The sequence below is a fragment of the Phyllobacterium bourgognense genome (assembly GCF_003337575.1).
In the GTDB taxonomy this organism is placed as follows: Bacteria; Pseudomonadota; Alphaproteobacteria; order Rhizobiales; family Rhizobiaceae; genus Phyllobacterium; species Phyllobacterium bourgognense.
This window is the reverse complement of record NZ_QPJM01000001.1, coordinates 265176-285378: the sequence shown is the minus strand read 5'-3', so window position 1 is coordinate 285378 and position 20203 is coordinate 265176. Positions and strand designations below refer to the sequence as shown.

The 20203-nt window shown below is 55.3% G+C and carries 15 protein-coding genes; 6 read left to right on the top strand and 9 right to left on the bottom strand.

From position 1 onward, the window contains the following. Positions 1-57 precede the first annotated feature (57 nt). A complete protein-coding gene (locus tag C7476_RS01380; protein WP_114428116.1) occupies positions 58-582 on the top strand; it encodes a GcrA family cell cycle regulator in 525 nt (174 codons plus the stop codon). 69 nt (positions 583-651) lie between these two features. Here C7476_RS01380 and C7476_RS01375 read toward each other — a convergent pair whose 3' ends face one another. After that, a complete protein-coding gene (locus C7476_RS01375; RefSeq protein WP_114428115.1) occupies positions 652-1905 on the bottom strand; it encodes an ATP-binding protein in 1254 nt (417 codons plus the stop codon). Positions 1906-2058: 153 nt separating this feature from the next. Between C7476_RS01375 and ppk2 the strand changes: the two genes are divergently transcribed. Beyond that, the gene (gene ppk2 / locus C7476_RS01370; protein ID WP_425373935.1) at positions 2059-2904 is read left to right on the top strand and encodes a polyphosphate kinase 2; all 846 of its coding nucleotides are present in this window, start codon (positions 2059-2061) and stop codon (positions 2902-2904) included. On the opposite strand, the gene C7476_RS01365 is transcribed toward ppk2, so the two are convergent. Continuing rightward, on the bottom strand, positions 2876-4774 hold the full coding sequence (locus C7476_RS01365; protein ID WP_181872311.1) for a glycosyltransferase: 1899 nt from the start codon (positions 4772-4774) through the stop codon (positions 2876-2878). The genes ppk2 and C7476_RS01365 overlap by 29 nt on opposite strands. 244 nt (positions 4775-5018) lie before the next feature. Here C7476_RS01365 and C7476_RS01360 point away from each other — a divergent pair, with 244 nt between their 5' ends. From C7476_RS01360 to C7476_RS01350, 3 genes are all read left to right on the top strand, one after another. Next, positions 5019-5858 (top strand): transporter substrate-binding domain-containing protein, encoded by an 840-nt coding sequence (locus C7476_RS01360; protein WP_114428112.1) that lies wholly within the window; start codon positions 5019-5021, stop codon positions 5856-5858. A gap of 123 nt (positions 5859-5981) precedes the next feature. Then, entirely contained in the window at positions 5982-7637 is a 1656-nt protein-coding gene (locus C7476_RS01355; protein WP_114428111.1) for a lysine--tRNA ligase, read from the top strand. Positions 7638-7668: 31 nt separating this feature from the next. Further along, the gene (locus C7476_RS01350; protein WP_114428110.1) at positions 7669-8052 is read left to right on the top strand and encodes a VOC family protein; all 384 of its coding nucleotides are present in this window, start codon (positions 7669-7671) and stop codon (positions 8050-8052) included. On the opposite strand, the gene C7476_RS01345 is transcribed toward C7476_RS01350, so the two are convergent. The 7 genes from C7476_RS01345 to C7476_RS29310 form a co-directional block, all read right to left on the bottom strand. Further along, positions 8053-8934, bottom strand: a complete 882-nt coding sequence (locus tag C7476_RS01345) for a thermonuclease family protein (protein ID WP_114428109.1) — start codon at positions 8932-8934, stop codon at positions 8053-8055. A 13-nt stretch (positions 8935-8947) separates the two neighbouring features. After that, complete coding sequence (locus C7476_RS01340; protein ID WP_114428529.1) at positions 8948-9589, bottom strand: S24 family peptidase; 642 nt, start codon at positions 9587-9589, stop codon at positions 8948-8950. Positions 9590-9840: 251 nt separating this feature from the next. Continuing rightward, on the bottom strand, positions 9841-12060 hold the full coding sequence (locus C7476_RS01335; protein WP_114428108.1) for a 3-hydroxyacyl-CoA dehydrogenase NAD-binding domain-containing protein: 2220 nt from the start codon (positions 12058-12060) through the stop codon (positions 9841-9843). 13 nt (positions 12061-12073) lie between these two features. After that, on the bottom strand, positions 12074-13282 hold the full coding sequence (locus C7476_RS01330; RefSeq protein ID WP_114428107.1) for an acetyl-CoA C-acetyltransferase: 1209 nt from the start codon (positions 13280-13282) through the stop codon (positions 12074-12076). Positions 13283-13309: 27 nt separating this feature from the next. Next, the gene (locus C7476_RS01325) at positions 13310-14482 is read right to left on the bottom strand and encodes an acyl-CoA dehydrogenase family protein (RefSeq protein ID WP_114428106.1); all 1173 of its coding nucleotides are present in this window, start codon (positions 14480-14482) and stop codon (positions 13310-13312) included. Positions 14483-14547: 65 nt separating this feature from the next. Next, complete coding sequence (locus C7476_RS01320; protein WP_114428105.1) at positions 14548-16341, bottom strand: acyl-CoA dehydrogenase C-terminal domain-containing protein; 1794 nt, start codon at positions 16339-16341, stop codon at positions 14548-14550. An 829-nt stretch (positions 16342-17170) separates the two neighbouring features. Then, positions 17171-17353 (bottom strand): hypothetical protein, encoded by a 183-nt coding sequence (locus tag C7476_RS29310; RefSeq protein ID WP_425373928.1) that lies wholly within the window; start codon positions 17351-17353, stop codon positions 17171-17173. A 213-nt stretch (positions 17354-17566) separates the two neighbouring features. Here C7476_RS29310 and C7476_RS01315 point away from each other — a divergent pair, with 213 nt between their 5' ends. Beyond that, the gene (locus C7476_RS01315) at positions 17567-20092 is read left to right on the top strand and encodes a peptidoglycan-binding protein (RefSeq protein ID WP_425373934.1); all 2526 of its coding nucleotides are present in this window, start codon (positions 17567-17569) and stop codon (positions 20090-20092) included. The last annotated feature ends 111 nt before the right edge of the window (positions 20093-20203 follow it).

Here is a 20203-nt window from a genome sequence, read left to right as displayed (position 1 = left end):
GGAAGGATTCAGTCTAACCTCCGCACAAAACTGAGCCCCATATGGAGCTAGGAAACGATGAACTGGACAGATGAGCGCGTAGAGCAGCTAAAGAAACTTTGGGCCGAAGGTCTGAGTGCAAGCCAGATCGCAGCACAACTGGGTGGTGTCAGCCGCAATGCTGTCATCGGCAAAGTACATCGGCTGAAGTTGTCGGGTCGTGGCAAGACCACTTCAACCCAGACACGCAGCAAGAAAGTTAACACCAGTGCGTCCGGCAGTCATCGGAGCGCCGGCTCGCTCGGGCATATGTCGAGCAGGGTCGTGAACCGCAGTGTCGGCGCAACCGCATTGCAGACAGAATACAGCACCGATCTCGTGACGCACACTGTCACGAAAACTGTGACCGATGTCGTCGTACCCATTTCTCGGCGGCTCGAACTCGTGCAGTTGAGTGAACGGACTTGCAAATGGCCAGTCGGGGATCCTCTGCAGCCGGATTTCAACTTCTGCGGTAATGATGTCGGCGAATCCGGGCCCTACTGCACCTATCATTCGCGTTTGGCGTATCAGCCGGCTTCGGATCGCCGCCGCATCCGATAATTCCAGTGTAGAAACCCATTGAGGCGCCCAGCGGCGCCTTTTTTGTTACGAGCTGTGGCCTTTCAGTTGTCAAAAAACGACGGTGAACGACGAGCCTTCGCCGACTTTGGACCGGACGATCAGCCGTGCGCGATGTCGTGTAAGGATGTGTTTGACGATAGCAAGGCCAAGGCCAGTTCCCTTTTGAGCCCGGCTCGTCTCCAGGCTGACACGGTAGAACCGCTCAGTAAGCCGCGGTATATGCTCGTCTGGAATGCCCGGACCAAAATCCTGTATGGTGGCCTTGATAGCCCCATCCTCCCGTTTCAACTCGATGATAATCTTTTTGCCGGATTGGCCATATTTGCAGGCATTTTCCAGGAGGTTTTGGAAAACCTGCGTTAGTTCATCACGATCGCCGAGAACGTTGATGGGCCCAGTATCGATGTTGCGCTCAAACTCGACGCCAAGTTCGGCGGCGAGTGGACTAAGTGAGTCCGCCACATGGTTGAGCACAACCGCCAGATCGACCTGATCCTTGACCGCAATATGTGCCTTCATCTCGATGCGGGATAGCGACAGCAAGTCATCGATCAGCCGTGCCATGCGCTCGGCCTGTTTCTGCATGATCTGGAGGAAATTATCGCGCGCCGCTTCATCATTTCGTGCGGGGCCCCGCAAAGTCTCAATAAAACCGCTGAGCGAGGCGAGCGGTGTGCGTAGCTCATGACTGGCATTAGCGATGAAATCGGACCGCATGCGCTCCAGACGATGCGCCTCGGTTTGATCGCGGAATGATAGCAGATACTGTCGATCCGCTCCACCCGCCTGATCGAGCAGGAGTACGGTGGCGCGGTACCAGCGTTCTACCGGAACGCGCTCGAAATAGTCGACAGATCGTGCCATCGCATCGGCTACTACGGATTGGACGAGTGTTTGCATTTCAGGCGCACGGAAATGCATTAAGAGTGCACCGCCACGCGCCAATGGTGGAAAAGCACCATTGGCCGCTGGATTGACGTAAAGGATCGTCCCCTCATGATCAAAAATGATCAGTGGATCCGGCAATTGCGCTGCTAGTTGCTGGCCCGACAGGCTGAATATTGCCGGATCGTGAATATTTGTATCGGTGTGTCGGGCTGTGTTGCGGGGGAGAGCTGCTGAAAGCATGACGACGGCGAGGAAAACCAGCATCAGGATGCCAAAACTCAACCACCAGGACGCACCAGAACTCAGAACCAAGGCTGTAATGAACGCAGCAACTCCCAGCACAAACCGCGCCTGGATCAACCTTTCCACAGCTCTTCGCCACAAGGTCCGGCTTTCCAGCCTCCACATGCGCATGTGTTAAACTCCTGTACTACAGTCCTTTTTCGCCTCTGGACGAGGCAACGCTCTCCCAATAACATGGCTTTATGTCAATTGAGGATGAATGAGTTGGGTAAAGATTCAAAAAAGAGATCGGAACGCCCGGACCAAGGGAAATCCACACTCAAACTGAAGATTGACGGCAAGAAGCGCAGCTTCAATATTGACGATCCGAAATTACCGGTCTGGATCGAGGATGGCGCGCTGGAATCCGGTGATTTTCCCTATACAGAAAAGATGCCAAAAGACGAATACGCGGAGACCCTCGAGAAGCTGCAAATCGAGCTGGTGAAGCTGCAATACTGGCTGCAGGATACCGGCGGCCGGGTGATGGCGGTTTTCGAGGGACGGGACGCGGCGGGCAAGGGCGGCACGATCTTCAATTTGCGTCAATACATGAATCCGCGCTCCGCGCGCAACGTCGCCTTGCCCAAACCCAGCGAGACCGAGCGGGGCCAATGGTATTTCCAACGCTATGTCTCGCACTTTCCCACCACCGGCGAATTCGTAACCTTCGACCGTTCCTGGTATAATCGCGCGGGGGTCGAACCCGTGCTAGGATTTTGCACCCCCGAACAGCATGAGACATTTCTCGAAGAGGCACCCGGCCTTGAGCGCATGGTCGTGGCCGATGATATTCATTTTTTCAAATTCTGGCTTGATATCGGCCAGATCATGCAATTGAAGCGCTTCCACGATCGCAGGCATAGCCCTTTAAAGAACTGGAAATTCTCACCGATTGATATCATGGGTGCCGAAAAATGGGACGACTATACGAAGGCACGCGACCAGATGTTTGCTCGGACCCATACGCCTTACGCGCCGTGGACGATCGTGCGTTCCAACGACAAACGCCGCGCACGCCATGCAGTGATCCGCCGAATACTCTTGAGCCTACCCTACAAGGACCGAGATCTCGATTTGATCGGCAACGAGGACGCCTTGATTATCGGTTCGGGTCCAGGCTTTCTCTAACCGCGGCCGGTCGGTGAGGCGTCTTTTCCCATAGAAAGGGCTGTGTGTAGAGTTGCTTGACCGCACGCCAAGCCGCGACGGATACCAACATCCAATAGAACGGTACAACGCGCAGTATCGAACCTTTTATTTCTCTACCTACTGAGCTGCATTTTCCGAGCGCGTGGAATGACAGGTAACCCATGGTAATGTTCATGCAATCATAGACTAGAATACCGCGATCTGCGGCAGCAGCGTTGTCCAGAATAAGATTGAGCCCCGAATGCGCAATGAAAACAAGTATAAGCGGATATAGCAGCGAGGAGACAATCAAGCCTGCCATCAACGTGTGGTAGACTAAAAACCGGCGAAAACCGAGGTCGATCAAAAACTCCCTCGGGTGCCGCATCTCGAACAGCCAAGTCTGCATCCAGCCTTTCAGCCAGCGTGTCCGCTGCGGCAACCACACGTCGGTAGTTGTAGGCGCATCTTCAATCGTTGGCAGCGATAGCATCTCGGCACGAAATCCTCGACGAGCGAGCCGCGTACCAAGTTCAGCATCTTCGGTCACGTTGTATGGGTCCCAACCGCCAACTCCCTCCAGACAGCTTCGGCGAAAATGGTTGGAGCTTCCGCCGAGCGGCAGCACGAGACCGTTGCGGGCAAGCCAGGGCAAAAGGCCAGAGAAATGCACGGCATATTCGAATGCGAACAAACGGGCAAGCCACCCTTCGTGAGCGTTCGCAATAACCAAGGGAGCTTGCAGGCAACCTAGATTGCTCTCTTCCGTGCTGAAGCGCTGCCATGCCTCGAGAAGTTGATCGGGATGGGGTCTGTCTTCCGCGTCATAAACAACCACAAATTCCCCGCGCGTCAATTGAAGTCCATAGTTAAGGGCTTTCGGCTTTGTACGAGGCCCGATGCCGGGCACTGGAATGACCTTGAAACCATAAGGCAGTTTTTGTTCCTCGAACGCTGCAATGGTCGCGAAGTCGTCCGCTTCGCACAGGAAGGTCACTTCCAGCTTCGAGCGCGGCCAGTTGAGCTTTGTCATCGCCCGGACCAATTGCGGAACTACATCGGCCTCTTTGTAAAGCGCAATCATGATGCTGTAGACAGGAAGCTTATACGCTGGAACGGTTGGGAGGACTCGCGTTTCTCTTCGTACCATTGCCCTCATCGCCAATAGTCGCAAGAGAATGCATCCGGAAAAAAACATCGAGAAAAGCATGTGAAGAATGAACCACAAGCAAGAAGGTGCGAGCACAAGTCCGAATACAATCGACGCGGTCAAAAGCCCCAGAAGTATCCCTTGCCTGCCGGTCACAACGATTCTTGCCGAGAATCCCCGACTAGTGGTTTCGACAATGTTTACGGCATTGTCCGCTAACGCTTGTTCGTAATGCAGTCGCAGAAATTCCGAAAGGCGTGCGGGAGTCGTTATTCTCAATCGGTCAACGATATCCTGACTTTGGGGAAGATGAGTTTTGAGCACGGCAATATCTCGCAGCGTCGGTGCTATATAGATCAATGTCGTGTGGTCGGATGTGACCACCACTGCGTGCCTTATATGGCTCAGAGCCACAAAATCCGGCAGCATGGGGGCGACGACATGTACGTCCGTAGCTATTTCATCAAACAACAACCCTACTTCATTGGCTGTACATGCTGCGATCAGTGCGTCATCGGCATCCTCGGATGTGTAAAGTTCGTCGAGGAACGAAGTCGAATTGTAAAAAGATCGCCTGAACGCAGCAATGATCGGCGGCTTCGCCATTCCACCTGCGCAGAGACGAGACGCGAGCGAAACAGCTATTTCCCTCGTCATTGGAGGTACCTCTAATGACGGATGGAGGCAACTAAACGCCTTGGTGGCATCTGGAGATGGCAAATGTAGTCGCGCAACAATACCATTTTTAAACTTTCAATCAAAAGTTGAAATATGAAAACATCTGTGTACCATCAGTAGTATTTCTAAAAATATCTATGTATAATACATGATGTTTGACAAAATTAAAATAATATTGAAATTCCGTGATATTTGTTAGTTTGTCTGAACGGACTGCAGCCAACCTGTCAAGGCTGACGAGATCGTGTTACCCTCACCGCAAATCACACTGTCACGTTGAGTCCGAATGCATTTCCGCACACTCGTTATAACCATTCTATGCATCGTTTCGATAGCGCTGCCGCCAGCCCACGCCGCGTCGAATTTTCCGCACTATTGGGACGGACGGGAACATGTATCAAAGCCGAATCTTTCCACAATCGAACGTATTCGCTTCGTGACCACAGTCGATTATCCGCCCTTCAATTTTATCGATAGCACAGGACGCATTTCCGGCTTCAATATCGATCTAGTGCGGGCGATCTGCGATGAGCTCGCTCTTACTGCAATCTGTCAGATTGAAGCGCGCCCATGGAATGAATTGCAGCCAACACTTGAAAATGGCGAGGCGGAAGCAATTATCGCTGGCCTGAGACCGACAGCATCTTTGCGCCAGAAACTCGCCTTTACGACGCCTTATATGAGGCTGCCTGCGCGATTTGTGACGTTGAAGGAAACGCCACTTACTGAACCTCTTGCCGACACGCTCGCAAAAAAGGCAGTTGGCGTTGTAGCAGGGTCTGTGCATCAAGTTATTTTTGCTGATTATTTTCCAAAGGGCCATTGGGTCGGCTATCCCTCGCGCGATCTCATGCTCAAAGATCTGCAAGCAAAGAAAATAGACGCCGTATTCGGCGATGGGTCTGATCTATCCTTCTGGATCGGCAGCATTGAGTCGGTCAATTGCTGCGCCTTCAGCGGTGAACCCTATATCGCGCCGCAGTTTCTGGGTGATGGAATGACCATCGCGACCACCCGCAAGAATAGCGAACTTATCGATGCCTTTAATTTTGCGTTGAAGGCGATGGAAGAAAAAGGCACCACATCGGAACTTTACTTGCGTTATTTTCCGGTCGATTTTTATTGAGCTGGTTGAACCATCGATAATCAGCGCAGGCCGTCTTCGAATGGACACATGCAATTGACGGGAGCCACCTCGCGCCATAGTGTCCGCGCGCCTTACTGGACGGCAGGAACACAGGAAAAACGAATGACTTTGCGCCTTGATAATCAAATCGAACTGAGCCCCGAACTGATCGAGGCGGCAGCAGAGGCCAAAGCATGGCCCTTCGAAGAGGCGCGAAAGATCATTAAGCGCTATGAAAGGACTGGCTATCCCGAGACGATATTGTTCGAAACGGGTTATGGCCCGTCCGGTCTGCCGCATATCGGCACGTTCGGCGAAGTGGCGCGCACGTCCATGGTACGCCATGCCTTTCGTGTGTTGACCAAAGACCAGGTCAACACCAAGCTGCTTTGCTTTTCTGATGACATGGACGGCATGCGGAAGATTCCCGACAATGTGCCGGATCCGTCTTCTCTAGTGCCGCACCTGCATAAGCCACTGACGTCCGTCCCAAATCCCTTTGGTGGCGATTACAGCAGTTTTGCTGACCACAACAACGTCATGCTGTGCCGCTTTCTTGACACGTTCGGCTTCGACTACGAATTTGCCAGCGCAACGGAATACTACAAATCAGGCCGCTTCGATGAAGTATTGCTGCGGGCGGTCAAGCGCTACGATGACATCATGAACGTGATGTTGCCGACGCTCGGGGAGGAGCGCCAGGCGACTTATAGTCCCTTTTTGCCCATCTCGCCCACGAGCGGCAGGGTTCTCTACGTGCCGATGAAGAAGGTCGACTCCAAAAATGGCACGATAACTTTTGACGACGAAAACGGCACGGAGACTACCGTCCCTGTGACGGGTGGCAATGTCAAACTGCAATGGAAGCCTGACTTCGGCATGCGCTGGGCGGCTCTTGGCGTGGATTTCGAGATGTTCGGCAAGGATCATCAGACAAATGCAATCGTGTACGACCGCATTTGCGAGATTTTAGGAGGTCGCGCTCCCGAGCATTTCGTCTATGAACTGTTTCTCGATGATGTTGGCCAGAAGATATCCAAGTCGAAGGGCAATGGCATCAGTATCGACGAATGGCTCACCTATGCGCCCACGGAAAGTCTCGGTCTTTACATGTTCCAGAAGCCGAGAACGGCCAAGCGCCTCTATTTCGATGTCATTCCCAAGGCAGTCGATGAGTATTTCACGTATCTGTCCGCCTACGAACGCCAATCCTGGAAAGACCGGTTGAACAATCCCGTCTGGCACCTGCACAATGGTAATCCGCCGGTTGTGGAGATGCCAGTACCGTTCGCGCTTCTGTTGAATCTCGTGAGCGCCTCCAACGCCGAAAACCGGAGCGTTCTCTGGGGTTTCATTTCCCGCTACGCACCCGGTGTGACCCCGCAGAACAGTCCAGAACTTGACGCGCTCGTCGGCTACGCTATCCGTTACTTCAATGATTTCGTAAAGCCGACAAAGAAATTCCGGGCACCCGACGAAGTGGAACGTCTGGCACTCGAGGGGATGGACAAAACGCTCGCGACCCTGCCCGACGATGCCGACGGTAGCATGATTCAAAATGCCATGCTGGACGTAGCCCGCAGCATCGAACGCTATCAGGACCATGCAAAAAAAAGCCCGGAAGGTGGCCCAGGCGTGTCCGTATCGTTCTTTCAGATGCTCTATGAGGTGCTTATTGGCCAGGAGCGCGGACCACGTTTCGGATCGTTCGTGGCACTCTACGGGATCGCCGAGACGCGTGCATTGATTTCGAGGGCGCTTATGGCACAATCAACTTGAGCTGGTGCGGCTAGACTTTCTCGGGGGAAGAATGATCGATCATACGGGCATCATTGTAAGTGACTTCGAGCGAAGCAAGAAGTTCTATCGGGCAGCGCTCGCACCAATTGGATACGAATTGCTCCACGAAGTTCCCGCTTCGGTGACGGGAAGCGCGGATGTCGCGGGGTTTGGTGAGAATGGCAAGCCCGACTTCTGGGTAACCAATGGCGAGCCGAACAAGCCGCCGCTTCACATAGCTTTTCGCGTCAAAAGCCGCGGTATCGTCGATGCTTTTCACGCGGCTGCCATAGCGGCTGGCGGTCGTGACAACGGACAACCCGGACTGCGCCCGCATTACCATCCCAATTATTACGGCGCATTTGTGCGCGACCTTGATGGCCATAACATCGAGGCTGTTTGCCACGAAGCATAGCTATTCCGGGCGCGGTGGGAATGGGGCGTTTGGTACAGCCAATGGCGGCGGAGACGGTAGCGGCTCGGCAGGCGCCTCCGGCGCATCACTCACCGGCGGTATGGGTAAGTTGGCTGAGGCTGGCAATGCTGCGGGCGGCCTACCGAAGATGCCAAGCTTGGCTTCCTCGGCTTTCTTCATTCTGTCCGCCATTTGCGTTCCATCCTTCGCGCGGGCCCAGCCATTCTGCACCAGCCACTCGGCAAGATCCGCTTTGCCGAGCCTGCATTGTGTTGCGATGACATCGTCAGGCGGTTGTCCCGGTACGTTGCATTCGACAGCGCGAGAGCGTAGCCAATTGCGGAACGCGGTACGCGCAGCCATGCCACACGGCCATGCACTACCGCCGTCGACGTTGCAGGTTTCCTCTGGTTGAACTATCTGGATTCCATCCAGTGCGATTCGGTAACCAGCTGCTTCGATTGTGCCAGCTGCGGTCGCGACGGGGCGATAGAGAAGTGCTGGCTTGGCAGTATCGTCGACAGGCGTTGGAGGTGGTGCAAGCGCTGGCGGCGGCGCGGGAAGCAATTCCTGCCTCGTGCTCAAGGGCGGGCGAGGCTCCACCCGTTCGAGTGGTGCATTGTCAGTACCTGAGGGAGCCACCGCATCCGGATCGACCTGACGCGCTTGCGATGTAACCCTTCCCTGCGGCTGTGCAGTTTCAGATGTCTCTTCCGGCGCGGCGTCGGTCATTTCATCGGGCAGTTCGAAATTCTCTGGTGTGACATCGACACCTTGGCTTTGACTTGGCGTATCGACGGCACCGTTAAACGGCGCGACGAAGGCGTAGATCAGCCCCAAAACCACCAGAACGGTCAGGACATAAAGCGGTAGCTGGCGCATGTAAAATGCGTTCCTATTGGCTTGCCCATAGAATTCGTGCGATCCAATCGATGTGGACCGCATCGAAGGTGCGATTAGGATGCTCGGGGTTCATCGATTGCAATTCGATCGTCCGTGGCGTCTGCCGTGCAAGTATCTTGGCCATGACTTCCCCGTCCTTCGTACGCACTACCACACGGTCACCCCGTCGCACTGCCCCGCCGGGGGCAACGATGATCGTATCGCCATCGCGATAGAGCGGCAGCATGGAATCACCCGACACTTCCAGCGCGTAAACTGAGTCGGCAGGCCCTACCGGAAACTCGACGACATCCCACCCTTGACCCACGGGAAAGCCGCCATCGTCGAAAAAGCCTCCAGCGCCTGCCTGTGCGAACCCCAACAGCGGTACAGAACGTGTCTCACCACTATTTCCGTGGCTGGCCCTGCCCAGAACGAGCGTCATGAATTCGTCCAGAGAAGCTCCGGTAGCTTCCATGATCTTGGCCAGCGATTCGGTCGACGGCCACCGTGCACGACCGTCAACAGCGTAGCGCTTGGATTTGTTGAAGGTTGTTGGATCAAGCCCTGCACGCTTCGCCAATCCCGATACGGAAAGCGAGTGGCGTTCTGCCAGCGCATCTATGGCCGCCCATATGCGGTCATGTGAAAACATGATGATATCCAAATAAAGGAAAAAATACCTTCAATGTGCTTTTATAAAGAACGCTGACAAAAGTCGAGTGGAATTACGGAAAATTTTCTTATTTTTCACAGTTTTTTGATGCGTGGGTTAACACTTATGAACAGATGATCGTCGGTTTGCCGGCATCATCGCGACGCCGGCAATTGTCGTTGCATTGCAAAGCTGCTTCACATGATACCCGTTGCACCACGCGCAAAGCGGAGCACATAGTTTCTGCCCAATCAAGCAGCCTTCTTCGTTTCCTCGGCGGGATAAGGATTGAACCGCTCGTAGAAGGCCTCCCCCTTTTCGGCCATATCGAGCAGCAGCTTCGGTGCCTTGAACTGCGCACCGTATTTCCGCTGCAGCCCCTTGGCGATTTCGACGAATTTCGCTGCGCCCATGCCATCAATGTAGGACAGTGTTCCGCCTGTATAGGGTGCGAAACCGAAGGCGAGAATAGAGCCAACATCCGCTTCACGCGGATCGGTGACGATGCGTTCCTCCATGGCGCGGGCTGCCTCAAGGGCAATGGTGAAAAGGAAGCGCTGCTTCAGGACATCGATATCGATCTTGTCCGGATCCTGTTGCGGGTAAAGTGTCTTCAACTCGGGCCACAAATGCTTTTTGGCAGGCTTCGCCGGATAATCGTAGAAGCCCTTGCCGTTCTTGCGACCCCGGCGGCCATATTTGTCCACCAGCGTGTTCACAAGCTCAACATGCCGCGGATCGACGGCCTTTGGTCCAAGGTCCGCCAGTGTCGCCTTCAGGATCTTTTGCGACAGATCAATCGCCGTCTCATCGTTGAGGGCCAGCGGACCGACCGGCATGCCCGCCATGCGCGCGACATTCTCGATCATTGCAGGCGGAACGCCTTCAACCAGCATGTTATAGGCTTCCGACATGTAGCGCAGAACACAGCGGTTGACATAGAACCCACGGGTGTCGTTGACGACGATTGGCGTCTTCTTGATGGCACGCACATAATCGAGCGCAACAGCAAGCGCCTTGTCCGATGTTTTCTTACCGAGGATAACCTCGACAAGCATCATTTTGTCGACCGGCGAAAAGAAGTGGATGCCGATGAAGTTCTTCGGGCGTTGTGAAACTTTAGCCAGTCCGGTGATCGGCAGCGTTGATGTATTGGATGCGAAGATGGCTGCGGGTTTCAATACCGCTTCGGCCTTTTCCGTAACCGCACGCTTGACTTCACGATCTTCGAACACGGCCTCGATTACGAGGTCGGCTCCCTCAAGATCGGCATAATCCGACGATGTGGTAATCAGGCCAAGCAGCCTTTCCTTCTCCTCGGCAGTCGCCTTGCCTTTCTGGATCTCCTTGGTGATAAGATCGGCAGAATGTGCTTTGCCTTTTTCGGCTGCCTCCACACTCTGGTCTATGAGCACGACCGGAATGCCTGCCTTGGCGGTGACATACGCGATGCTCGCGCCCATGAAGCCTGCGCCGACCACGCCGACCTTCTTGAATTTGGTGGGTTTGATATCAGCTGGACGGCGGGCGCCCTTGTTCAGTTCCTGCAAGGATACGAACAGGGAGCGGATCATCATTCCGGCTTCTGTCGTCTGCAGTATCTTTGTGAAATAGCGCTGCTCGATCTTGAGTGCCGTGTCAAAAGGTACGAGTAGGCCCTCATAGACGGATTTCAGGATCGAGGCTGCGCCCGGATAATTGCCATAGGTCTCACGACGGAGAATTGCCGTAGCGGCTGGCCAGAGATTGGCTCCTGCCGGCGAATAAATCGCACCGCCGGGCAGCTTGAAGCCCTTCTCGTCCCACGGCTGGACTGGCTTGAGACCAGCCTTGATCATCTTCTTGGCCGAGTCAACCAGCTTCTTCGCCGGCACGATTTCGTGCACTAGTCCCATCGCTTTCGCGCGCGACGCCGTGAGGCTCGAGCCTGTCGTCATCATCTGCAAAGCGTCCTGCTGATTGGTAAGGCGTGGAACCCGTTGCGTACCGCCAGCACCGGGAAAGATGCCGACCTTGACTTCCGGCAAAGCCATCTTCACCGCCGGGTCGTCGGAAACGACGCGGCCATGACATGCCAATGACATCTCGAAAGCGCCGCCCATGCACGTGCCGTTGATTGCCGAAACCCAAGGTTTGCCGCTTGTTTCCAGCTTGCGGAAAAGGCCACCCATCTTGCCGGTGGTCTCGAACAGCAGCTCGACCGCCTTCTTCGGATTCTTTGCCTTTTCTTCCTGGAAAAGCTGGAACATGCGCTTGAGCATGGTCAGGTCGGCGCCACCGGAGAAGGTATCCTTGCCGGACGTGATAACAGCACCCTTGATTGCCTCGTCCTTCGCAACCCGATCGACGATCGCGTCAAGTTCATTCATCACCTCTTCGGTGAAGACATTCATAGACCTATCCGGCATGTCCCAGGTTACGAGTGCAATGCCGTCCGCGTCGACGTCGAATTTGAAGTTAGTGTAGCTCATCTTCCTTATCTCCTCAGACGCGTTCGATGATGGTTGCGGTGCCCATGCCCGCTCCGATGCACAACGTAACGAGCGCAACATTGAGATCACGGCGCTCCAGTTCGTCAAGAACAGTGCCGAGGATCATTGCACCTGTGGCGCCAAGCGGATGCCCCATGGCGATGGCACCACCATTGACATTGATCTTGTCGCGTGGAATTTCGAAGGCCTGCATGTAGCGGAGCACCACAGCAGCAAATGCCTCGTTCAGTTCGAAGAGATCGATGTCCGAAATCTTCATCTTGGCGCGCTTCAAAAGCTTTTCTGTTACATCTACCGGGCCAGTCAGCATCAACGCCGGGTCCGAACCGATATTGGCGAATGCGCGGATGCGGGCACGTGGCTTTGAGCCTATCGCCTTGGCTGCGCTTTTCGACCCAAGCAATACGCCGGCGGCGCCATCAACGATACCGGACGAATTGCCGGCATGATGGACGTGATTAATCGTCTCGACTTCGGGATGGGCCTGGATGCCGACAGCGTTGAAGCCACCCATTTCACCAGGCATCACGAAGGATGGATTGAGCGAAGCCAGTGCCTGCATGTCCGTGGTCGGCCGCATGTGCTCGTCATGATCAAGAATCGTCAGGCCGTTCTGGTCCTTGATCTCAAGAACCGAATTCTTGAAGTAGCCTTTCTTCCAAGCCTCACCGGCTCGCTTCTGGCTTTCAACTGCGTAAGCGTCAACATCGTCACGGCTGAAGCCATATTTCGTAGCGATCAGATCGGCTGAAACACCTTGCGGCATGAAATACCCCGGCAGGCCGACCGACGGATCCATGTACCAAGCGCCGCCCGACATCCCCATGCCGACCCGCGACATGGATTCAACACCGCCGGCGATAACGATGTCATCCGCACCCTGCACGATCTTGGCGGCGGCGAAATTCACTGCGTCAAGTCCAGATGCGCAGAAGCGCGAGATCTGCATGCCGGGCGCCTTGAAATCATAACCCGCCTCGAAAGCGGAGGACCGCGGAATAACGGCGCCAGCTTCACCTACCGGATCGACGCAGCCGTAGATGATGTCGTCGACCAAGCCCGTGTCGAGGCCGTTGCGATCGCGCAGCGCCTCAAGCACATGAGCGCCGAGGCGAACGGCAGGCACTTCGTGCAGGCTGCCGTCCTTCTTGCCCCTGCCACGCGGGGTACGGACGTGGTCATAGATATATGCCTCAGTCATTTCATTCTCCCTGTTCGAACCGGCAGCTCAAAGGCTGCGGGCGATCAAAAGCTTCATGATTTCGTTGGTGCCGCCATAGATCCGCTGGACGCGCGCGTCGCGGAACATGCGGGCAATAGGATATTCGTTCATATAGCCGTATCCGCCATGCAGCTGCAGGCATTCGTCGACCACCTTGTTCTGCAGGTCGCTCAGCCAGTACTTTGCCATTGAAGCCGTAACGGGATCGAGCCCGCCGTTCAGATGACGTTCGACGCAATGATTGTAGAAAACGCGGCCGATCGTGGCCTCTGTCTTGAGCTCGGCCAGCTTGAACTGAGTGTTCTGGAACTCGATGACGGCCTTGCCGAAGGCCTTGCGCTCCTTGACATAGTCCGACGTAACAGCGATGGCACGTTCTGCCATGGCAATAGCCGTTCCGCCAATCTGCAAGCGTTCTTGGGGCAACTGCTGCATCAGCTGGACAAAGCCCTGCCCCTCTTCCGTCCCAAGAAGATTGGATGTCGGCACGCGAACGTCATTGAAAAACAGTTCCGAGGTATCGTTTGACTTCAGCCCAACCTTGTCGAGATTGCGGCCACGTTCGAAACCTTCCTGCCCATCGGTTTCGACGATGATGAGTGACGTGCCCTTGGCGCCCTGCGCTGGGTCGGTCTTGGTTACGACGATGACCAAATTAGCGAGTTGGCCGTTGGTGATGAATGTCTTCGATCCATTGATGACGAAGTGGTTGCCATCCCTTTTCGCACTGGTCTTGACGCCCTGGAGATCGGAGCCCGCACCGGGCTCCGTCATAGCGATCGCGCCGATCAGCTCGCCGGTCGCCATTCTCGGCAACCATTTCTGCTTCTGTTCTTCCGAGCCATAGTGAAGGATATAGGGCGCAACGATAGAATTATGTAGGGCAATGCCAAAGCCATCTACACCCACATGGCTGATGGCTTCGAGAATGGCGCTTTCGTGCGCGTAGGTGCCGCCTGCCCCGCCATATTCTTCCGGCATTGAGGCACACAGAAGCCCGTTCTCGCCGGCAAGCTCCCAGACTGATCGGTCGAATATTTCCTGTTTCTCAAAACGGTCGTAGTGCGGCAGAACCTCGGCCTCGAGAAATTTCGTGGCCATCTCTTCCAGCATCACAACGTCGTCAGTCTTCCAGTCAGGTTTTGGAACACCCAATACTTCTTCCGGTCGCAGACCCATCACAAACCTCCCAAGATCAGTTGACGGAGCCGCGAGGCCGCGGCTCGAAATGAGCGTGCAGCAGCTTAGAATGCTTCCGCGGCAAGCGCCATCATCGTATCCGCTCCCGTCTGAATACGGGCAAGATGCGCCGATGTTTCCGGCATAACGCGCTCCATGAAGAACTTGCCCGTGACGAGCTTGGTCTCATGGAAGGCTTTGTTGCTGGCGCCTTCCGCAAGCTTGGCATGCGCTGCCTTGGCCATTCGTGCCCACATATAGCCGAGCGAAACCAAGCCGAAGAGATGCATGTAGTCGGTCGAAGCAGCACCTGCATTGTCTGGGTTCGCCATGCCGTTCTGCATCAGCCACATGGATGCCGCTTGCAAGTCGTTGAGGCCCTTCTTCAAATGCTTGGTGAAGAAGGACAGCTTCTCGTCGCCGCGATTTTCCTCGCAGAAATCACCGACTTCCTTGAAGAAAGCCATGACCGCACGGCCGCCATTTGCACCGAGCTTGCGGCCGACCAGATCCAATGCCTGGATGCCATTGGCACCCTCATAGATCATGGCGATGCGCGCGTCGCGTACGTACTGGCTCATGCCATGTTCTTCGATATAACCATGGCCGCCGAAGACCTGCTGCGCCATGCAGGCGTGCTCGAAGCCCTTGTCAGTCAAGACGCCTTTCAACACCGGAGTCATCAGGCCGAGAATGTCGTCCGCCAGTTGTCTTTCGACCTCATCGCCCGAGCGATGCGCAATGTCCGACTTCAATGCCGACCAGAGGATGAAGGCGCGGCCGGCTTCGTTGAAGGATTTGATCGTCAACAGAATACGACGAATGTCTGGATGGACGATGATCGGGTCGGCCTTCTTATTTGGTTCTTTCGGTTCCGTCAGCGCGCGGCCCTGGATACGGTCACGCGCATAGATGGCAGCGTTCTGGTAGGCAATCTCGCCGATGGATAAACCCTGCAGCGCAACACCCAGACGCGCCTCGTTCATCATTGTGAACATAGCGCGCAGACCCTTGTTCTCCCCGCCGATCAGGTAGCCGGTCGCTTCATCATAATTCATGACGCAGGTCGAGTTGCCGTGGATGCCCATCTTCTCTTCGATGGAGCCGCACGATACGCCATTGCGCGTCCCGGGATTGCCGTTCTCGTCCAGGTTGAACTTCGGTACGATGAAAAGCGAAATACCCTTGGTGCCTTCCGGCGCGCCTTCGATACGGGCGAGAACCAGGTGAATAATGTTCTCGGCCATATCGTGCTCGCCGGCCGAGATGAAAATCTTCTGACCGGAAATCCGGTATGAACCATTGGCGTTCGGCACAGCCTTGCTGCGCAACAGACCGAGATCGGTACCGCAATGCGGCTCCGTGAGGTTCATGGTGCCGGTCCAGGTACCATCGGTCATTTTGGGCAAATAGGTTTGTTTCTGCTCGTCGGTGCCGTGCGTGAGAATGGCCGCAATCGCGCCTTGCGTCAGGCCGGGATACATGACGAGCGCCATGTTCGCCGAAGCCATGTATTCACCCGCCGCCACATGCAGCGTGTATGGCAGACCCTGACCACCAAATTCCTGCGGCACAGCAAGGCCAACCCAGCCGCCCTCGCGATACTGATCAAACGCTTGTCTGTAACCCTTGGGTGTCGTTACCGAACCGTCGTCGTGACGCACGCAGCCTTCTTGGTCACCTATCTGGTTAACCGGGAACAGTGTGTTCTCGGCCAGCTTTGCGCCTTCACTGAGGATGGCTGCAACAATATCCGGCGATGCGTCGCCAAAACCTTGTAAATTGCCATAGCGTTCAAAACCCAGAACATCGTTCAAGATAAATAGCGTGTCTTCAACAGGCGCGCGGTAGCTCGGCATCAGGCTTCCTCCGAAACAAAGCAAAAACGGCACGCAAGTTATGGCGCCGTTGAGATAATACTCAATCTAACAAATTTTGACGTTTGCGTAAACGTCAAAATAGTGGCGAATTCGTTTTTTAACAATGCATTTAGACACAGCGCCCAGCACTTTGAAGGTTGCGACGCCTTCTGAGAGAAATCTCCGTTCTTGAAGTGAGCTGGCCAAATACTTTTTTAACCATTCCATCCAAGGTCTTAACCAGTTGTTTACCACGTTTCGCCAATGTCACGATGACGGTGAACCGTGTCTATGTGTGATTTGTTTTTCACGGCTTGTCGGATCGCATGGGGCGCAAGCCCTGGGCTCTCCGGTTTGGCCCCGACGCGCACAGCGTTACCGGCTGTTTCCAGTGAGTGATGATTTTTCACCCGCCACGGTGTGGCGTCAACTCGAGCAACAGACGTCCATGACGAACCAGAGGTCACTAATGGAACAGGTCAATGTGAATCGCGCACGCCGTGATGCGACGTCGCTCGACAGTCTCAACCGTACACTTGAGGATCTCGAGAGTCAGTTGCGCGGTGCAATGGAGCCAAAAAAGGAAGCTTTTCGGGAAAATGAGGATATTGCCGACCGGTTTGCTGCGCTCGCCTCGCGTGCTGGGCAATTGACCACGCCCCGTTACGTTGCAACATCCCAGCCACCTGTTTCACAAAAGTATGACCTCTCGGCAATTGCCGCTCAACTTAAACAGCTCCGTGAGGAGATGGAGGACGGGATCAAAGCGCCCGCCCATTCTGCGGAACCGCACAACGAAACTATTGGCAGACTGAGCCAGTCGACAGCTTCAAGCGATCGCCTGTCCAACAAGGCTTCTGCAAGCCAGCACGAGACGGTTCACCTTTCCACGCTGCGCGGGGACCTCGATGAATTGAAACGCACCGTAAATACGTTGGCCCGCGAAGAGTCGGTACAGAACCTTGGCAATCGGTGGGATACGATCGATGAACGCTTCGATGCCTTCGTTCAACGCAACCGCTCGACTGTCGCAAACGGTGCCTCGGTGCCTTCCAAACATATGCAGCAGCTCGATGAGCGGCTTGACGAGATCAGCCGCGCGATCGTTGCTACCTCGCAACCAGCCTCCAGCCAATCAATCGAAGCCCATGCTTTCGAACGGCTGGAAGCGCGCATTGCGGCGTTGGCGTTGCCCGACCGCATCTCGGATACGATCCTCCAGCGTATGGGCGAGCTTGCGCAACGCGTCGATCAGCTCACCGAGCAGAATAAAACACCCCTAGTCAATCTTGACATCCTGTCGGAACAGCTCGCAGGGGTCATGCGCCATCTGCAAAATACACCGGCGGCGATCAGCATCTCGGACTTCCGCGACCTTGAAGGCCGTGTTCTGCAGATCATCGACAAGCTCGAAGCTCAGCCGCAGCCAACAGCTGACCCTGCGTTCATCGAAAAGATCGATCAGCGCTTTGAAGAACTAACGCGCCGTCTCGACGACCACAACATGATGACCGAGAACAGCGACATTCGCTTGACCGACAATATCGAAGCCCGTTTCGAGGACATGGCACGTTACATCGCGCAAAACGTTCCTCAGACCGAGAATACGCACGATGCCATCCGTAGCCTTGAACTGCAGATTGCCGGTTTGGCCGAGCATCTGGCTCAGTCGAATGAACGATACGCAGAAATGTCCGAGATCCCGCCACGCCTCGACGCGATTGAAGAGTCGATGGCGGCAAACCGCGATCTCGTCGTAGAGGCTGCCCGCAACGCTGCGGCTGAGGCCATCCGCAACACTGCTAATTTCGGCAGCGACCATGATAGCATGATCGCCCGCGAACTTGCTGCAGACTTGAAGACTCTGGAAAAACTTTCCCGCAAATCCGAGGAACGCAACGGCAAGACATTCGAGGCGATCCACGATACGTTGCTCAAGATAGTTGACCGTCTTGCCTCGCTCGAAAGCGGGCCGGTTCCGGTCCACGGGCCCCTTCCAGCCCGGATTGAAGAAACAGTCATTCCCGAAGAGCCGGCGATGAAAGCTACGCTGGCTTACGATCCCCCCATAGATGTCGGGCCTGCTCTCGATACGGCGAGCTTCTTAACAAGCCAGGAACTGCCGTCGGAAGCGACGCGTGCTGATGTTGCTGGAGAGGAACCCCACGAAAAAAGATCTCTTTTCAGCAGCCTCGCCCGCGGCCTGAAGGGACGCGGCAAACAGGAAATGGTGTCACAGGACTTAGAAATCGATATCGTCGAGGAGGCAAAGAAGACGGATAAAGTCGATCTGGATCCGAACATCCTCAACCGTCCGCTTGAGCCTGGCTCCGGTATGCCAGATCTGAATTCTATCCTGAAGCGCGTTCGCGACGACCGCCGGGATATGCCGCTTGCCGGGGGTACATCGGAAGGCAAGGCCGATTTCATCGCCGCCGCTCGGCGCGCTGCTCAAGCAGCAGCCTCGGAAGTCGAGAGCCAGAAACGCACTCCTGTGTCGGACAGGACTGACGATGCCAAGGACAGCCTGCTTACACGCCAGCGCAGGCCAATTCTCTTGGCGATCGGCGCGATCATGATCGCAATTGCAGGTCTGCAACTGAAAAATGCATATCTGAACTATGCGGACAGAATTGATAAGGCATCCATTGCTCAGCCTACGCCACCCGAACAAGTCGGGGATGTTGCAGTCAAAGCACCACAACCTATAGAGCAGGTAAAGACTCCGGAACTTACAACACCGGCCGAAAACAGCGTACCGAAGGAACTCGCCGCCTCACAGCCCGCACCGGATAGTGTGGAAGCGGTTATCGCCACGCAACAAGCAACACCATCCACCATCGACGCCACGCCGGTGGCACCGGTCATCGATACTGCATCGACCACAGCTATTCCAGCCATTCCGACTGAGTCGGGACCCCAACCGCTGCGCGATGCGGCAGCAAACGGCGAAAGCAAGGCTCTTTTCGAAATCGGTAACAACTATATGGACGGGCGCGGTGTCAGCAAGGACTTCGCCAAAGCAGCCGAATGGTACAATCTTGCTGCAGAACGGGGCTTCGCGCCGGCGCAATACCGTATCGGTAACTTCTACGAGAAGGGCCTGGGCCTTACTCGCGATCTGGCGAAAGCCAAGACCTATTACCACCTTGCCGCCGAACAAGGCAACGCGAGCGCCATGCACAACCTCGCTGTCCTCTTTGCCGCCGGAACCGATGGTTCAGCCCCGGACAACGAAGCCGCCGCGCGTTGGTTTACCCAGGCAGCCGAACTCGGTGTCAAGGACAGCCAGTTCAATCTTGGCATTCTCTCAGCCAAGGGTGTGGGCCTGCCACAGACTCTGGAAGAGAGCTACAAATGGTTCGCCATTGCGGCCAATGCCGGTGACAAGGACGCTGCTCAGAAGCGAGACGACGTAGCCAAAATCATGTCTCCCGAGCAGCTTGAACGCGCGAAGGCTGCCACCGAGCTTTGGAAGCCGAAACAGCTGAATCCCGACGCCAACGCGCTTACCGTGCCCGCGGAATGGCAGGAAAGCCCAACGACGACCGGTTCGATCGACATGGAAAAGGCCATCCGCAACGTTCAACTCATCCTCAACAAGCACGGCTACGATGCCGGCGGTTCGGACGGTAAAATCGGCTCTAAAACACGCGACGCGATCATGGCGTTCCAGAAGGATAATGGGCTCAAGCCCACCGGCAATATCGACAAGGATCTGGTTCGCAATTTGCTCAGAAAGAACGGCTGAAGCAAAAGAGATAAATTCCCCTAGAAACCATTGGAACAATGCCATTGCGACACATGGCTTCGCGTATGAACCGCGATGCCTGGGGCCGCTCGGTCAAAATTTGACTTGGAC

Excerpts from the sequence above, each read along its gene's own strand:
- C7476_RS01380 (WP_114428116.1), top strand. The coding sequence starts at position 58 with ATGAACTGGACAGATGAGCGCGTAGAGCAGCTAAAGAAACTTTGGGCC.
- C7476_RS01375 (WP_114428115.1), bottom strand. The coding sequence starts at position 1,905 with ATGCGCATGTGGAGGCTGGAAAGCCGGACCTTGTGGCGAAGAGCTGTG.
- C7476_RS01360 (WP_114428112.1), top strand. The coding sequence starts at position 5,019 with ATGCATTTCCGCACACTCGTTATAACCATTCTATGCATCGTTTCGATA.
- C7476_RS01355 (WP_114428111.1), top strand. The coding sequence starts at position 5,982 with ATGACTTTGCGCCTTGATAATCAAATCGAACTGAGCCCCGAACTGATC.
- C7476_RS01350 (WP_114428110.1), top strand. The coding sequence starts at position 7,669 with ATGATCGATCATACGGGCATCATTGTAAGTGACTTCGAGCGAAGCAAG.
- C7476_RS01345 (WP_114428109.1), bottom strand. The coding sequence starts at position 8,934 with ATGCGCCAGCTACCGCTTTATGTCCTGACCGTTCTGGTGGTTTTGGGG.
- C7476_RS01340 (WP_114428529.1), bottom strand. The coding sequence starts at position 9,589 with ATGTTTTCACATGACCGCATATGGGCGGCCATAGATGCGCTGGCAGAA.
- C7476_RS01335 (WP_114428108.1), bottom strand. The coding sequence starts at position 12,060 with ATGAGCTACACTAACTTCAAATTCGACGTCGACGCGGACGGCATTGCA.
- C7476_RS01330 (WP_114428107.1), bottom strand. The coding sequence starts at position 13,282 with ATGACTGAGGCATATATCTATGACCACGTCCGTACCCCGCGTGGCAGG.
- C7476_RS01325 (WP_114428106.1), bottom strand. The coding sequence starts at position 14,482 with ATGGGTCTGCGACCGGAAGAAGTATTGGGTGTTCCAAAACCTGACTGG.
- C7476_RS01320 (WP_114428105.1), bottom strand. The coding sequence starts at position 16,341 with ATGCCGAGCTACCGCGCGCCTGTTGAAGACACGCTATTTATCTTGAAC.
- C7476_RS01315 (WP_425373934.1), top strand. The coding sequence starts at position 17,567 with ATGGGCGAGCTTGCGCAACGCGTCGATCAGCTCACCGAGCAGAATAAA.